A 15553-nucleotide genomic window follows, 5' to 3' on the forward strand; every position below is an offset into this window, starting at 1 on the left:
TTACCCCTCCAGGTCGGCGACGATGGCGTCGAGCTGCTCGCGCAGCTCCTGCTGGCGCGCCACGATGCCCTTGATGCGCGCGTTGAGCTCCACGATGTCGATCTTCTCGCGCGTGTCCTCTTTCTCGACCCACGTGGACACGGAGAGGTTGTACTTGTTCTCGCCGCCCAGCTCGTCGATGCCCACGAGGTGCGAGAGGTACTGCTCCTCGGTGCGCTCCTGCACCAGCGCGTTGATCTTCTCGATGTGCTCGGGCATGAGCTTGTTCTTGTTGCCCACGTGCTCAAAGAGGTTGGACGCGTCGATGAACAGCACCTTGTCGTCTGTCTTGGACTTGGAGAGCACGATGATGCAGGTGGCGATGGTCACGCCGAAGAAGAGGTTGGCGGGCAGCTGGATGACGGCCTCAACGTAGTTGCCCTCCACCAGGTACTTGCGGATCTTCTGCTCGGCGCCACCGCGGTACAGCACACCCGGGAACTCGACGATCGCCGCACGCCCCTTGGACGAGAGCCACGAGAGCATGTGCATGGTGAAGGCGAGGTCGGCCTTGGACTTGGGCGCGAGCACGCCGGCGGGTGCGAAGCGCGGGTCGTTGATGAGGGTGGGGTCGTCGTCGCCGATCCACTTGGTGCTGTAGGGCGGGTTGGACACGATGGCGTCGAAGGGCTCGTCGTCCCAGTGCATGGGGTTGATGAGCGTGTCGCCGCGCTCGATGTTGAACTTATCGAACGGCACATGGTGCAAGAACATGTTGATGCGGCACAGGTTGTAGGTGGTGGGGTTGATCTCCTGGCCGAAGTAGCCCTGGCGGATGTTCTCGGTGCCCAGGATCTTGGCGAACTTGAGCAGCAGCGAGCCCGAGCCGCAGGCCGGGTCGTACACCTTGTTGATGGCGGTCTTGTTGCCGATGACGATGCGCGCGAGCAGCTCCGAGACCTCCTGCGGGGTGAAGAACTCGCCGCCCGACTTGCCCGCGCTGCTGGCGTACATGTTCATGAGGTACTCGTAGGCGTCGCCGAACAGGTCGATCTGTGCGTCGCGCACACGTCCGAAGTCCAGGTCGCGGATGCCGGTGATGATCTTGGCCAGGCGGGTGATGCGCTCCTCGAGCGTGGCACCGAGTTTGTTGGAGGTTACGTCCACGTCGTCGAACAGGCCCTTGAAGTCCTTCTCGGACGAGCAGCCCACACTTGACCCTTCGATCGATTTGAAGATCTCGGCAACGTGGATGTTGAGCTCGGGGTCCTTCTCGGGCGCTTTGGCGACGTTTTGGAAGAGCTGGGAGGGGAGGATGAAGTAGCCCTTGAGCTCGACCAGGTCCTCGCGGACGCCCTCCGCCTCCTCGTCGGCGAGGTCGGCGTAGGAGAAATCGGGGTTGCCGGCAGCGCGCTCGTCCTCGTCGATGTATTCCGCCAGGTCCTCGGAGATGAAGCGGTAGAACAGGAAGCACAGGATATATGCCTTGAAATCCCAGCTGTCCACGGCGCCGCGGACCTCGTCGGCGATTTTCCAGATGGCTTTGTGGAGCTCGGTGCGCTGAGTCTCGCGGTTCGACGGGGCTGCCAAGGTCAAGCACCTCTTTCTTGCCGGCGGCTCGCGCGGCGCAGGAATGGGCGTACAGTTGGAATCAGTGTAACCCCTCGTGCGGACATCGCGCGGCGTCGTTCCGTCCGTCCCCCGCTTCCTAGGTGGGGATGCGTATGCTTTGCTGTGTCTAGCTACGGTTATCCAGCAGCGCACGATGAGCATCATGAGGGTTGGCATGGCGGAAACTATAGGAAGAGTGTCCCCGGCAAGCGCATTCGTCGATTGAACGAGTTTTAGGAGGCATCGGAATGGACATGATGATTGGAATTAAGCTGCCAATAGGTGAGGTGCCGGCCAAGGTCTGCATGCTGATTAAAAAGACGACGGGCCTTGCCCTTGGAGAGATCAAGGCGCGTGCGCGCGATGATGAGTACATCTTCGAATGCCCGGCTTGCGACGATGACGGGCTCAAGCTTATCAACTCGTTGAATGACGAACTCGAGAGGCATGGTATCAAGGCGAGGCTGTTCGGTCGCGGGCGCGAGGAAAGCTCCGAGCTCTTTAGAAATCTCGAGAAGACGTATGAAGAAATCAACAGGACGTGCGATAGCATCCCGTGGTAAATCGCGCGGCGTGGGTGGCGAATTGCGCGGCTTCCCTGCTAGAATGAAGAATTGCATAAAAACCAAGAGGGAAGGGATTCTCGCGTCATGAGCACGAAGCCGTCCTATTACATCACCACGCCCATTTACTACGTGAACGCCGACCCGCATCTGGGCACCGCGTACTCCACGATCATCGCCGACGTCCAGGCGCGCTACCGCCGCGCCGCCGGCTACAGCGTCAAGTTCCTCACCGGCATGGACGAGCACGGCCAGAAGGTCGCCGAGGCCGCCGAGAAGCACGGTATGACCCCGCAGGAGTGGTGCGATTCCCAGGCCCCGCACTTCCATGAGCTGTGGAATGAGCTCGAGATCTCGAACGACGACTTCATCCGCACCACCGAGGAGCGCCAGAAGCGCGCCGTCCAGTATCTGTGGGACCGCATGGAGGAGTCCGGCTACATCTACAAGGGCAGCTACGACGGCTGGTACTGCGTGCCGGACGAGACCTTCTTCACCGAGACCCAGGTCGACAAGGCCGACGAGGCCCGCGGCACCAAGGGCGAGCACCTCTGCCCCGACTGCGACCGCCCGCTCGAGCGCGTCAAGGAGGAGAGCTGGTTCTTCAAGCTCTCCGCGTTCCAGGACAAGCTGCTCGCGCTCTATGACGAGCATCCCGATTTCGTCCAGCCCGACTTCCGCATGAACGAGGTCCGCTCGTTCGTCGAGGGCGGCCTGAACGACCTCTCCGTCTCTCGCACGTCCTTCGACTGGGGTATCGAGGTGCCCTTCGATAAGGAGCACGTCACCTACGTGTGGTTCGACGCCCTCACCAACTACATGACCGCCGTGGGCTATGGCCAGGAGGGCGACGAGGCTGCGGCCGACTTCGCCTACCGCTGGCCCGCGCAGACCCACATCGTGGGCAAGGACATCATCCGCTTCCACTGCGTGATCTGGCCCGCCATGCTCATGGCGCTGGGCGAGGCCCTGCCCGAGCACGTCTTCGCCCACGGCTTCCTCACCGTGAAGAACGAGGAGACCGGCAAGGCCGAGAAGATGTCCAAGTCCCGCGGCAACGCCATCGCCCCGCGCGAGGTCATCGAGAAGCTGGGCGTCGAGGGCTACCGCTATTACTTCATGACCGACGTCACCCCCGGCACCGACGGCGCCATCAGCTTCGGCCGCATGGAGCAGGTCTACAACGCCGACCTGGCCAACAGCTGGGGCAACCTCATCTCGCGCTCGACCAACATGTGCATCAAGTACTTCGAGGGCGCCACGCCCGAGCGTGACGCCGCTGCCGCCGGCTATGCCGAGAACCCGCTGGCGGCGACCGCCGAGGGCATCTTCGACCGTTATGCTGCCAAGATGGAGGCCTTCGCCTACGGCGATGCCGCCAAGGAGATCATGGACCTGGTCCACGCTGCCAACCACTACATCGAGGACTCCGAGCCCTGGACGCTTGCGAAGGACCCCGCCAAGGCCGGCGAGCTCGCCAACGTGATCTGGAACCTGCTCGAGGCGATTCGCATCTCCGCGCACCTGCTCATGCCGCTCATGCCGAGCACGAGCGCCGAGGCCCTGCGCCGCATCGGCTGCGAGGCGGAAGGCCTGACCGACGATATGGCCGCTGCCTGCGCCTGGGGCCAGCTCGCCGCCGGCCTGCCGGTGGAGAAGGGCGAGGCGCTCTTCCCCCGCCTGGGTTAATCGACCTGCTCGACCACCCGGGGCACCCGACCCTGCCGCCTGACCGTCGCCTGCGCGTCTCAAGCGCGCTGCGTTTCGCGTTCGCGGCGATCTCGGGCGCTTCGGGCGGTCGTTTTCTTTGCTGAGCTTTTGAATGGAGCGGCCTATGACTACCTCCCCGCTTGCGAACCCTACGGCCACGCGCGAGATGCTCGAGGCGTTCGGGCTGGCAACCAAGCATCGCCTGGGCCAAAATTTCCTCATCGACAACCACGTCATCGAGCACATCATGGCGCTGGCCGAGCTCGATGGAACCGAGCGCGTGCTCGAGGTGGGCCCGGGTATCGGTACGCTCACGCTCGCGCTCCTGCAGGAGGCTGCGCGCGTGACGTCCATCGAGATGGATGCCGAGCTCGAACCGGTGCTTTCGGCTCACGCCATGGATCATTCGAACTTCCGCTTCATCATGGGCGACGCCCTGACGCTCCCGCCCGCGGCGGTCGCCGAGGCGCTGGACGGCGAGCCCGAGCTGCTCGTGGCGAACCTGCCCTACAACGTGGCAGCCACCATTATCCTGCAGTTCTTCCAGACCATGCCGACGCTCCGCCGCGCCGTGGTGATGGTACAGAAAGAGGTGGCCGACCGCATCGCCGCGGTGCCGGGCACCAAGGCGTTTGGCGCCTACACGGCCAAGCTCGGCCTGTACGGCGAGGTCACGGGCCGCTTCGAGGTGCCGCCGCGCTGCTTCATGCCCGCGCCGCACGTCGACTCCGCGGTGGTGCGCATCGATCGCCTGGCCGGCGGGTCCGTGTGCGAGCTGCTGGCCGACGGCGCCGACCGCGCCCGGATCGCCCGCGTGATCGAGGCGGCCTTCGCCCAGCGCCGCAAGACCATCCGCAACTCCATGTCGGCCATCGGCTTCGATAAGGCGCAGCTCGACGAGGCCTTCGCCGCCTGCGGCATCGCGCCCGCCGCGCGCGCCGAGTCGCTGCAGGTCGAGGACTTCATCCGCTTGGCCGCCGCGCTGTCGCACGCGGCGGGGGATGCCGCATGCTAGCCGCGCCCCAGGCGTCGTACGACCCGCGCTTCGAGCTGGCGTTCTACAAGAAAAAGAAGCGCTTCGAGGCGCCTGTCCCTGCAGCGCCCCTGGCCGATACGCATGCGCATCTCATGAGCTTCTGGGGCAAGGAGCCGGCCGAGGTCCTTGCCCGTGCGGCCCTGGCGGGCGTGCGCCAGATGACGGCCGTCTACGATCCGCTGGCTGACGAGCGCGATCCGCAGGCGCACGCCGTGCAGCTGCGCGGCTGGCTCGCGGACGCGCGCGAGCTGCTAGAAGAGGCCGGGAGCCTGAACGCCCCGGCATACCCGGTGACCGATGCGCATGAGGCGGACCCGGCGCTCGGCCGGCCCGCGGCGCTGCTCGAGCGCGTGGGCTATCTGGCGGGCGTGCACCCGTACGGCGCGCCGGCGTATACCGATGCGGTGCACGCGCAGGTGGCCGCGGCGCTCGACGACCCGCTGTGCTGGGGCGTGGGCGAGATCGGTCTGGATTACCACTTCGACGCCGAGGACAACATCGAGGCCGCTCCGCACGATCTGCAGATGGAGGTTATGGCCCGCCAGCTCGAGCTCGCATGCGCGCGCAACGTGCCCGTCGAGCTCCACGTGCGCCACGAGGCCGACGACCTGGCACGCACCTCGCATGTCGATGCGTATCGCGTGCTCAAAGACGTGGGCGTGCCGGCAGCCGGCTGCGTGCTTCACTGCTTCGGCGAGGACCGCGCCACCATGGAGCGCTTCTGCGACCTGGGCTGCTACATCGCCTTCGGCGGTGCGGCCACGTTCAAGCGCAACGACGAGGTGCGCGAGGCGTTTGCGGCCTGCCCGATCGACCGCCTGCTGTTTGAGACCGATTGCCCCTACATGGCGCCCGAGCCCCTGCGCGGCTTGGAGTGCGAACCCGCTATGATCGGATGGACCGCCGCCGCGCTTGCGTGCGACCGTTCGTCCCGGACGGGTGAAAACCCGGACGATATCGCGTATGCTGTCTGGCGCAACGCAACGAAGCTGTTTGGAAGGCACGAGTAATGGTAGATACGTCACTGCAGGAGCACGAGGCGGACGTCATGGACGACGCGGCCCCGGAATCCACGGAGCCCGCGGTCGAGAAGACGACCGACCAGATCTTGCGCGAGCGTCGCGAGGCGGCCATGGGCGGCCCCAACGTGGATGGCGAGATCCATCGCAGCCTGCCGCTCACGCGCGTTGCATACGCGCTGCTTGCCTGCACCGTGCTGGGCTATGTGGTCTTTACCGTGGCTGGCAGCTCGGGCAACCAGGGGCTCGAGTATATGGCGGGTATCGCCACCTCCGTGCTGTTCCTGGTGACGTTCGTGGTGTGGTTCGCTTCGCGCCGCCAGGCCAAGAAGCTCACCGAGATCAAATATGCCGAGCAGCGCCAGGTGCTTCGCGATGCGGTCGAGCGTCGTAAGCGCGAGGAGAAGGAGGCCAAGGCCGCCAAGAAGCGTCGACGCAAGAAAAAGTAGCACGTCGCCCATCGAGGTGAAAACAGCGGGGCCGCCCGGGCAGGAGAACGAACTGCCACGGGCGGCCCCGCTTCTTGTACGCGCATGGTTGCAGGCGCGCCGCTATGCCATGTCGAGGTCGTGCGCGTTGACGGGTTCGGCGTACTGGCGCACCTCGGCCTGCGCGGGCCGGCCGCTCACCAAGCGGAAGAGGCGGTCGATCTGCACCATCACCCAATCGAAGCCCGACGGCGCGTCAAGGTTCTCGGCGCACACCAGCGGCGCCCGGCCAACTTCCGTTCCGTCCTGCATCACGCGGATGGTTCCGGCGGCATCGCCTTCGCGCACGTCGCCGTGCAGCTCGTTTAGATCAAGCTCGAGCTCGACGTCGCCGGCGAGGCTGAAGAGGTCGACCGTTTGCTCGGGGTGCTCGGCCGTGATATCGACGGTCTTGTCGGACCAGTCCGCATGCGGGGCGCGCGCGACCAGCGGCATGCCCTCGCCGCAGGTGCGCGTGGTGGGTGCGACGGGATAGGGTACCACGTGGTCGTAGTACCAGTTCGCCAGGGCGAGCGTGTCGGCCCAGCGCTGTTCGTCGCCCTCGGAGCCGAGGGTGACGGTGTAGATTTCGCCGCCGGCATCGCGTTGGAAGGCACCCACGAAGCACTGGAGCGCCTCGTACGTGCCGCCCGTCTTGCCGCCGATGTTGCCCTCCTGGCCCAAAATCTTATTGCGTTCGATCATGTCGATCGTCCGCTCGGCGCCGTCGGCGCCGGTCACCGTGATCTGAGGGTTATCGTCGCAGGTGAGCGCGCGGAACTCCGCGTTATCCATGGCGTAGGCGAACATGGTTGCCACGTCGCGCGCGGTGGAGTGGAAATCGCCCTCCCAGCCGTCGAAGTCCAGGCCGTGCGGGTTGGAGAAGACGGAATGCTCCATACCCAGCTCCTGGGCCTTGGCGTTCATGGCATCGATAAAGACCTGGTAGGGGTCGTCGCTGGCGGGGTCGATCTTGGAGCCGGTGAAGGTGGCGAGCGCCATGGCGGCGTCGTTGCCCGAGGGGATCATCAGCGCCTTGAGCGCCTCGTCGCGTGTGAGCACATCGCCCTCGCGCAGGTCGGCCGACGACTGCCCCACGGTGGCGGCGCGATGGTCCACGGTGAGCTCGTCGCTCGCATCCGTGTTCTCCAGGGTCACGATGGCGGTCATGACCTTGGTGATCGAGGCGATTTTCACCTCCTTGTCGGCGTCGCGCTCGAAGTACACCGTCCCGTTCTTGCCCATAACGATGGCCTCCTGGCAGGCGAGGTCGGGACGGTCTTCGGTTTCACGCACGTCTTCGGTGTAGGTGGCGCCGCAGATGATGTCGGTGTCGCGCATCTCGGCGAAGGAGGCGGCGGGTGCGGCACCCAGGATGAGCGAGAAGGCGATGGCTGCGGCGAGGCGGGCGCGATGGCGCGCGACGGGGATGGTTCTCATAGGGGCGGTGGTCCTTTGTATGTGGTTGCGGGCGATGCTGAGCATGAGTATAGCGGTTGCGAGCTGTGCGCTTCCTTTGGGTATTACCTTAACGTGTGCTTAACTGCTATCAAATGTCCGCACCCCGCGCCGCGGCGCGGCGATAATGGAACCGCGGAAGGGAGTGCATGTATGCAAACGCGAATTCTCGTGGTAGACGATGAGAAGACGATCACCGACCTGGTGGGGATATATTTGCGCAACGAGGGGTTCGACGTGACCCTGGCGTATACGGGCGCCGATGCTGCGCGCGAGATCTTGAGCCGCGAGTTCGACCTGGCGGTGCTCGACATCATGCTGCCCGATATCGACGGCTTCGAGCTGCTGCGCACCATTCGCGCCGAGCGCACCTATCCGGTGATCATGCTCACGGCGCGCGATTCCCAGACCGATAAGATCGAGGGCCTTACACTGGGCGCCGATGATTACGTGGTCAAGCCCTTCCGGCCACTTGAGCTTGTGGCGCGTGTAAAGGCGCAGCTCAGGCGGTATACAAGCTACGGCACGCGCAGCGAGGCGGAGGAGGCGGCGGCCGTGCTCGCGTTCAACGGCCTGGTGATCAACCGCGATGCCCGCAGCGTGTCGGTGGACGAGAAGCCGGTGCGCCTGACGCCGCTCGAGTATTCGATCCTGCTCTACCTCGCCGAGAACCGCGGGCGCGTGGTGCCGGTGGGGGAGTTGTTCCAGGCCGTGTGGGACGAGGAGTTCATGGCGAGCTCCAACAACACCGTGATGGTGCACATCCGCCATCTGCGTGAAAAGATCGGCGACGACGCCCAGAACCCGCGCTTCATCAAGAACATCTGGGGAGTCGGCTACACCATCGAGAAGTAGCCTCGAACCCCGATCGAGCGCGTGCCGTATTGCGGCCAACGAGAACTACGATTGAAGGCGAACTGCATGAAAGCCGATAAGAACCGCGCCGCGCGCGGCCAGCGCGCCCCCATCAACCCCATGACCGGCGCGCCCAACGTACGGGATGGGGCGGTGCGCGCCCAGGCGGGCGCGGGCGGCGACGTGCGGCCGGCGTCCGATGCGAACGAGGCGCCCGTCGTGAACGCTGCTGCCGGCGGCGACCACATCGAGGACGTCTTCGAGAAGCTCAAGCTTTTCTTCGACAGCCGCGTGGTGGCGCTCGTCGTGTTGGCGGTGCTGCTCTTCGAGCTGGTGGGCCTGGATAACATCGTGCTCCTCCTGGCGTGCTACCTGGTGGGCTATATGCTCGTGGACCGCTTCATCAACGTGCGCCGCAGCGTCGTGATGGGCGGTATCGCCTGGGAGTCCCTGCTGCTGCTGGGGCATGTGGTGCGCCGCAGCGCCGGCCCGCTGTTCCTGGATATCGACTACTTCTTCATGTTCTGCGGCTTTTTCCTGGCGCTCGCCGTGTGCGGGACCTTCTTCGCCGGCCGCGCCATGTTCATGTACGGGCAGCGCCGCGGCCGCGAGCAGGCCGATGCCGCCATCGCGAAGCATCTGGTCGACCGTTTGGTCGAGCATCGCGATAGCTGGGACCACCTCGACGGCGATTACCTCGAGGTCGAGGGCGCTATCAACCGCGTGCGCGCCCGCGAGCGCCAAAGCGACCAGGCCCTGCTGGACGAGGCGCGCCGCAAGGACGACCTCGTCACCTATCTGGCGCACGACCTCAAGACGCCGCTTGCCAGCGTGGTGGGCTATCTCTCGCTGCTCGAGGAGGCGCCGGACCTACCCGTTGAGCAGCGCGTGCGCTTCACGGGGGTGGCGCTGGAGAAGGCGCATCGCCTGGACGCCCTCATCGAGGAGTTCTTCGACATCACGCGCTTCGATTTCCACGACATCGTGCTCACGCGCGGCTATATCGATTTGGCGCTCATGCTCGCCCAGGTGGCCGATGAGTTCTACCCCATCCTCTCCGAGCAGGGCAAGCATGCCCAGATAGAGGTGCCCGAGGGTCTTACGGTGCTGGTGGACGGCGACAAGATGGCCCGCGTGTTCAACAACGTTATGAAGAACGCTATCGCGTACAGCTACGTGGGGTCGACGATTCGCGTGCGCGCGCATCGGCGCGACGGCGGCGGGGTGCGCATCTGCTTCGAAAACCAGGGCGACCCCATTCCCGGGCCCAAGCTCAAGGTGATCTTCGAGAAGTTCTACCGCCTCGATGCGGCACGCGCCACCAATCACGGAGGGGCCGGCCTGGGTCTGGCCATCGCCAAGGAGATCGTGGGCGCGCACGGCGGCACCATCGTCTGCTCCTCGACGCCCGAGCGCACGGTCTTCACCATCGATCTGCCCGACTAGGACGGCTCGACCGCACGACACCTCGCCTTACGTTGTCTTAACAAACGCCTTTCACCTGCATGAAACGGCTCGCGTACCATCTGATGAGCTATACCCAGGGTGCAAGAGGAGGTTGCCAGGTGGACGAGGCACGATCAAATTGGGATGCAGAGCTTGAGGCCGCGCGCCGACGCGAGACGGGCGTGCTCGACGAGGCGCTTGCGAAGACGGAGGACCATCCGACGCGCATCGCGGTGTCCAACCTCGATCTGTTCTACGGCGACCACCATGCGCTGAAGGACGTCTCGATCGATATCAAGGATCGCGAGATCACGTCGTTCATCGGCCCGTCCGGCTGCGGTAAGTCCACGCTGCTGCGCTGCTTCAACCGTATGAACGATATGGTGAAAGATTGCCGCATCGAGGGCAGCATCCTGCTGGACGGCCAGGATATCTACCAGGACTACAACGTAACCCGCCTGCGCCAGCAGGTGGGCATGGTGTTCCAGCGCCCCAACCCGTTCCCCATGAGCATTTACGACAACGTGGCATATGGTCCCCGCGGCCTGGGCATCAAGGATCGCGATGAGATCGACGGGCTGGTGGAGGATTCCCTGCGCCGTGCCGCGCTGTGGGACGAGGTCAAGGACAAGCTCAGGCAGTCCGGTCTTGGCCTTTCGGGCGGCCAGCAGCAGCGCCTGTGCATCGCGCGCGCGTTGGCTGTCAAGCCCGAGGTGCTGTTGATGGATGAGCCCACATCGGCGCTCGATCCCGTGTCGACCGTCATGATCGAGCAGCTGGCGCTGGAGCTCAAGAAGGACTACACCCTCGTGGTGGTCACGCATAACATGCAGCAGGCGTCCCGCATCTCCAATTCCGTTGCGTTCTTCCTGCTGGGGGAGCTGGTCGAGCATGCCGAGACCGGCGAGCTGTTCCGCAACCCCCGCGACGTTCGCACGCAAGATTACCTGACGGGCCGCTTCGGATAACGGCATCGGGGTATGATGGGCTAGAGGCGAGGCGAGAGGCGACCATCCATGATTTACTACGTCGAAGACGATGACAACATCCGCGGTTTGACGCTGTATGCGCTGCGTCAGCAGGGTATCGAGGCCGAGGGGTTCTCGTGCGACAGCGAGTTCAAGGCCGCCGTGACCAAGCGCGTGCCCGATGCCGTCCTGTTGGACATCATGCTTCCCGATACCGACGGGCTGGAGATCTTGCATCGCCTGCGCGCCGACCAGGAGACCGCCACGCTCCCCATCATGATGCTCACCGCGAAGGATACGGAGCTCGATAAGGTGGTTGCCCTGGACGGCGGCGCCGATGATTACCTGACCAAACCGTTCTCGCTCATGGAGCTCACAAGTCGTTGCCGCGCGCTGCTGCGCCGTGGCGGCATGATGAAGAAGGTCAGCGATACCCTCTCGGCCGGCGGCATCGTGTTGAGCCCGAGCCATCGCCAGGTCGTGGTGGACGGCGTCGAGGTCAAGCTCACCCTGCGCGAGTTCGAGCTGCTCGAATACCTCATGCGCAAGCCCGGCATCGTGTTCTCGCGCGAGGCGCTGCTCCAGAGCGTGTGGGGCTGGGATTTCGACGGCGGATCGCGTACGGTGGACGTGCATGTGCAGACCCTTCGCCAGAAGCTGGGGGAACGAGCGGGATGCATCGAGACGGTGCGCGGCGTGGGGTATCGTTTTGCCGACCGCGCGGTCGAGTAGGGAAGCGCGACGGTGAGCACCCGGCAATCCCTTTCCCATCGCGTGTTCTCCACCATCTTCGTGGTGGCCATCATCGCGATTCTGCTCTTCATGATCGCCGGCACGGCGTACCTGCAGAGCAACCTGATCGAATCCACGCGCCGCGAGCTTATCGAGGAGACCGATGTGGTGGCGGCGGCGCTCGAGCAGACGACGGGCGACAAGGCGTTTTTGGACGAGGTCGACCTGGACGACAGCCGTTTGACGCTGTTGTCTTCGGATGGAACGGTTCTCTATGACAACGTGGAGGATCCCGAGGACATGGGCAACCATGCCGATCGCCCCGAGATCCGCGCGGCGTCTCTGTACGGTACCGGCTCCGCGGAGCGCTCGAGTACCACGGTGGGCGAGACCATGGTGTACGAGGCGGTGCGCTTGAGCGACGGCCGCATCATCCGCCTGGCCAAGCCGCAGGAGAGCTACGTTGCGATCTTCGCGCGCCTGCTGGTACCGCTGCTGGCGTTGGGCGTCGTCGCCGCGATCGTGGCGTGGTTCGCCGCGCGCCGCGAGTCGCGGGCCATCATCGCGCCGCTGCTGCTGGTCGACCTCGACCATCCGAAGGACAACCTCGAGCATGCGTACGCCGAGATGGTCCCCATGCTGGAGCGCATCGAAAACCAACGTCAAGAGCTCAAGCGGCAGATGCGCGTGCTGGCCGACAACGACCGCATGCGCCGGGAGTTCACCGCCAACATCACCCATGAGCTCAAGACGCCGCTCACCGCCATCTCGGGATACGCCGAGCTGATCGCGAGCGGCATGGTGGAAGACGAGGCCGATAAGCAGGAATTCGCGCACCGCATCCATATGGAAGCCGGCCGTCTCACCTCGCTGGTCAACGATATTCTCACGCTGTCCAATCTGGACGAGGCCGAGCACAGCGACGATGCCGGCGCCCTCGAGACCCTGGGCTCGCGCGAGCCGGTGGACATGGCGCGCCTCATCGACTCCATCTACCAGCGACTGGAAGGCGTTGCGGCGGCGTCGGACGTGACGCTGTCGACTTCGTGCGATCCGGTCGTGATCGAGGGTGTGCCGCGCCTGCTTGACGGCCTGGTGTACAACCTGGTGAGCAACGCTATCCGCTACAACCGCCCCCGTGGGTCCGTCGAGGTCGGATGCGGCCTGGATGGCGGGGTCCCGTTCGTGCGCGTGAGCGACACGGGCATCGGCATCGCCAAAGACGAACAGGATAAGGTGTTCGAGCGCTTCTATCGCGTGGACAAGAGCCGTTCCAAGATGCGCGGCGGTACGGGCCTGGGCCTGGCCATCGTCAAGCACGCGGCGCTCTTCCATGGAGCGTCGATCAAGGTGGAGAGCGAGTTGGGCGAGGGGACGACCATCACGGTGCGCTTTCCCGGGCCGTTTGACGGAGCGGCGGCGTAGTTCGCGCGCAATTCGCGCGTCGGTGATACGTTTTCTATGTGCACCGCGCGGTGGTTCCGTCGGACCTCCCAAGAAGTGCTCTCATCCGCTACCATATCAAGGCACCATGTTGTTCTGGAGGTATATGGGATGACCCTGCTGGAATTGTTTCAACTAATAAAAAAGCACGTACTGCTGGTAATCGTGTTGCCGGTTGCGTGCGCCATCGCCATGGGCGCTGCGAGTATCTTCATGATGGAGGATACCTATACGGCTCAGACGAGCATGTATATCCTCGCCCGTGCTGCCGGCAACGAGGGGGCGACGAATTTTAACGACCTCTCCGCATCGCAGATGATCGCCAACGACGTCGCGCGCCTGCTGCAAAGCGATGTCGTCGTGAAGGGCACGGCGCAGGAGCTTGGCATGAAGAGCCTGGCCGCCTATAAGATCAGCGTTTCCAGCGAGACCACCTCGCGCGTGATCACGCTGTCCGTTACCGGTCCCGATGCTACGAGCGCCGCACGCGTCGCCAACGCCATGGCGAGCACCGTGTCCGATGTCGCCCGCGAGGTCCAGATGGCCGAGAGCGTCAACGTCATCGATGTGGCGGAGCCGCCTGCTGCGCCGTCCGGTCCCAACCGCGTGCTCTATGTCGCCGTGGCATTCTTGGCGGGCCTGTTCGCCGCCGTCGCCGCCATCGTGCTGATGGACATGCTCAACACGCGCGTTCGCAACGCCGAGGAGGCCGAGGAGCTGCTCGGTATTCCCGTTATCGGTTGGATTCCTACCATGAAGGCTGGTGAATAGACATGGCAGCAAAGAAGCGTCGCGGCGACAGCAAGCTCGCCGTACAGAATGCTATGAAGACCCTGCTGGCAAACGTTCGCTTTGCCAGCGTCGACCGGCCGATCCAATCGCTCGCCATCACGTCTTCGAAGCCCAAGGAGGGTAAGTCGACGACCGCATACAACCTGGCGTGCGCCATCGCCTCGAGCGGAGCGAGCGTCGTGCTGGTGGAGTGCGATATGCGTCGCCGCACGCTTGCGAGCCTTCTTCGCGTCCATGCCCAGCATGGACTGTATTCCGTGCTGTCCGAGCAGGTAGCGCTCGAGGACGCCCTCGTGAAGACCGATCAGGCCAATCTGTTCTTCCTCGACTGCGAGCCGCAGATTCCCAATCCTGCCGACATCATCGCCTCCCGTCGCTTCGCCGACCTGATGGCGCGCCTGGAGAGCCAGTTCCGCTATGTGATCGTGGACACGCCCCCGGTTGGCGCCTTCGTCGACGCCGCCGAGGTGGGCCAGCTGGTCGACGGCGTGCTGTTCGTGGTTCGCGAGAACTTCACCAAGCGCAGCGAGGCCATTGCTGCCGTCGAGCAGCTTCGCAAGGGCGACGTCAATATCATCGGCACGGTGATGAGCTTCTGCGACGGCACGTCCAACGATTATTACTCGTATTACTCAAAGGGTGCCGCGCATCCGGTTGACTCGAGCTTGTTTGCCGACTCCGAAGCGGTCGCCCGCGTGGAGCAGGCCTCCGGCGCGCGTCCGCAGGGCGGCGGCAGCCGGTTTGCCAAGCGTTAGGCGGGGCGTATGCGCGATATCCATTGCCACATCCTTCCGTATGTGGATGACGGCGCGCGCGATTTGAATGAGAGCCTCGCCATGCTCGAGGCTGCGAAGGCGGCGGGCGTCACGTCTATCGTGTGCACGCCGCACTGTCGCGATCCGTATTTCGATTTCGATTCGATGTGGGCTTCCTTCAAGCTGTTGAAATCGCATGCGCAGGGCTTTCCCTTGCAGATGGGGTTCGAGGTCAACTACGCGAAGTTGATCGAGCTGGGCGTCGAGGCATCGGACTATCTGCATTTCGATGGCAGCAACGAGCTGTTGCTCGAGTTGCCGACGAGGGCGGGCGCCCTTGAGTTCTCCTCGTTCGAGCGTGCGATATACGAGCTCCAGGGTCGCGGTTACGAGGTGATCATCGCTCATCCCGAGCGCTGTCAGGCGATCCAGAAGGACGTGGGCATTGCCGAGAACCTGGTGCGCATGGGATGCCGCCTGCAGGCATCGGCTGATTTCATCGCCGGAGGTCGCTTCGGGAAGGAGCGTAAGCCGGCAAAGCGGATGTTCGAACGGTTCCTCTACAGCTATATTGCCAGCGATGCCCATAGCGTGAAGCATTATGAGTATCTCAAGACCGCCCGCAGCAAGTTTTCCGTCTGCGGCCGTCACATGAAGCGCTAGCTGTTGTGTGCCGATAGGTTGTTTACGCCGTAGACTCGCGACATGGGCGGCAGGCC

At 64.3% G+C, this 15553-nt stretch carries 15 protein-coding genes; 13 read left to right on the plus strand and 2 right to left on the minus strand.

Translation table 11 applies throughout. The features are described 5' to 3' along the window. Positions 1-1569, minus strand: coding sequence for a type I restriction-modification system subunit M (locus tag E4J93_RS07365; protein ID WP_255431965.1), 1569 nt, complete (start codon positions 1567-1569; stop codon positions 1-3). 269 nt (positions 1570-1838) lie between these two features. Here E4J93_RS07365 and E4J93_RS07370 point away from each other — a divergent pair, with 269 nt between their 5' ends. The 5 genes from E4J93_RS07370 (at position 1839) to E4J93_RS07390 (ending at position 6367) form a co-directional block, all read left to right on the plus strand. Next, positions 1839-2153 carry a hypothetical protein gene (locus E4J93_RS07370; protein ID WP_147588818.1) on the plus strand — a complete coding sequence of 105 codons (315 nt, stop codon included), beginning with the start codon at positions 1839-1841 and terminating at the stop codon, positions 2151-2153. 87 nt (positions 2154-2240) lie between these two features. Further along, positions 2241-3842: a methionine--tRNA ligase gene (gene metG / locus E4J93_RS07375; protein WP_147588819.1), complete on the plus strand. Its 1602-nt coding sequence runs from the start codon at positions 2241-2243 to the stop codon at positions 3840-3842. Between the two features lie 145 nt (positions 3843-3987). After that, positions 3988-4878: a 16S rRNA (adenine(1518)-N(6)/adenine(1519)-N(6))-dimethyltransferase RsmA gene (gene rsmA, locus E4J93_RS07380; RefSeq protein ID WP_147588820.1), complete on the plus strand. Its 891-nt coding sequence runs from the start codon at positions 3988-3990 to the stop codon at positions 4876-4878. Beyond that, complete coding sequence (locus E4J93_RS07385; protein WP_147588821.1) at positions 4872-5909, plus strand: TatD family hydrolase; 1038 nt, start codon at positions 4872-4874, stop codon at positions 5907-5909. Before rsmA ends, E4J93_RS07385 begins: the two co-directional genes overlap by 7 nt. Further along, entirely contained in the window at positions 5909-6367 is a 459-nt protein-coding gene (locus tag E4J93_RS07390; protein WP_187231660.1) for a hypothetical protein, read from the plus strand. Before E4J93_RS07385 ends, E4J93_RS07390 begins: the two co-directional genes overlap by 1 nt. A 102-nt stretch (positions 6368-6469) precedes the next feature. Here E4J93_RS07390 and E4J93_RS07395 read toward each other — a convergent pair whose 3' ends face one another. Beyond that, positions 6470-7825 carry a D-alanyl-D-alanine carboxypeptidase family protein gene (locus tag E4J93_RS07395; protein ID WP_147588822.1) on the minus strand — a complete coding sequence of 452 codons (1356 nt, stop codon included), beginning with the start codon at positions 7823-7825 and terminating at the stop codon, positions 6470-6472. 171 nt (positions 7826-7996) lie between these two features. Between E4J93_RS07395 and E4J93_RS07400 the strand changes: the two genes are divergently transcribed. The 8 genes from E4J93_RS07400 to E4J93_RS07435 all read left to right on the plus strand — a co-directional run bounded on the left by E4J93_RS07400 (position 7997) and on the right by E4J93_RS07435 (position 15497). Continuing rightward, a complete protein-coding gene (locus tag E4J93_RS07400; RefSeq protein WP_147588823.1) occupies positions 7997-8698 on the plus strand; it encodes a response regulator transcription factor in 702 nt (233 codons plus the stop codon). A 66-nt stretch (positions 8699-8764) separates the two neighbouring features. Beyond that, a complete protein-coding gene (locus tag E4J93_RS07405; RefSeq protein ID WP_147588824.1) occupies positions 8765-10144 on the plus strand; it encodes a sensor histidine kinase KdpD in 1380 nt (459 codons plus the stop codon). A gap of 119 nt (positions 10145-10263) precedes the next feature. Continuing rightward, positions 10264-11112 carry a phosphate ABC transporter ATP-binding protein PstB gene (gene pstB / locus E4J93_RS07410; protein WP_370511762.1) on the plus strand — a complete coding sequence of 283 codons (849 nt, stop codon included), beginning with the start codon at positions 10264-10266 and terminating at the stop codon, positions 11110-11112. A gap of 48 nt (positions 11113-11160) precedes the next feature. Next, complete coding sequence (locus E4J93_RS07415) at positions 11161-11844, plus strand: response regulator transcription factor (RefSeq protein WP_147588825.1); 684 nt, start codon at positions 11161-11163, stop codon at positions 11842-11844. A 12-nt stretch (positions 11845-11856) separates the two neighbouring features. Continuing rightward, entirely contained in the window at positions 11857-13269 is a 1413-nt protein-coding gene (locus E4J93_RS07420; protein ID WP_255431966.1) for an ATP-binding protein, read from the plus strand. Positions 13270-13398: 129 nt separating this feature from the next. Continuing rightward, the gene (locus E4J93_RS07425; protein ID WP_147588826.1) at positions 13399-14058 is read left to right on the plus strand and encodes a YveK family protein; all 660 of its coding nucleotides are present in this window, start codon (positions 13399-13401) and stop codon (positions 14056-14058) included. A gap of 2 nt (positions 14059-14060) precedes the next feature. After that, entirely contained in the window at positions 14061-14834 is a 774-nt protein-coding gene (locus tag E4J93_RS07430) for a CpsD/CapB family tyrosine-protein kinase (protein WP_147588827.1), read from the plus strand. A 9-nt stretch (positions 14835-14843) separates the two neighbouring features. Further along, on the plus strand, positions 14844-15497 hold the full coding sequence (locus tag E4J93_RS07435) for a CpsB/CapC family capsule biosynthesis tyrosine phosphatase (protein WP_147588828.1): 654 nt from the start codon (positions 14844-14846) through the stop codon (positions 15495-15497). The last annotated feature ends 56 nt before the right edge of the window (positions 15498-15553 follow it).

This window comes from Collinsella sp. BA40 (genome assembly GCF_008014645.1).
GTDB lineage: Bacteria > Actinomycetota > Coriobacteriia > Coriobacteriales > Coriobacteriaceae > Collinsella.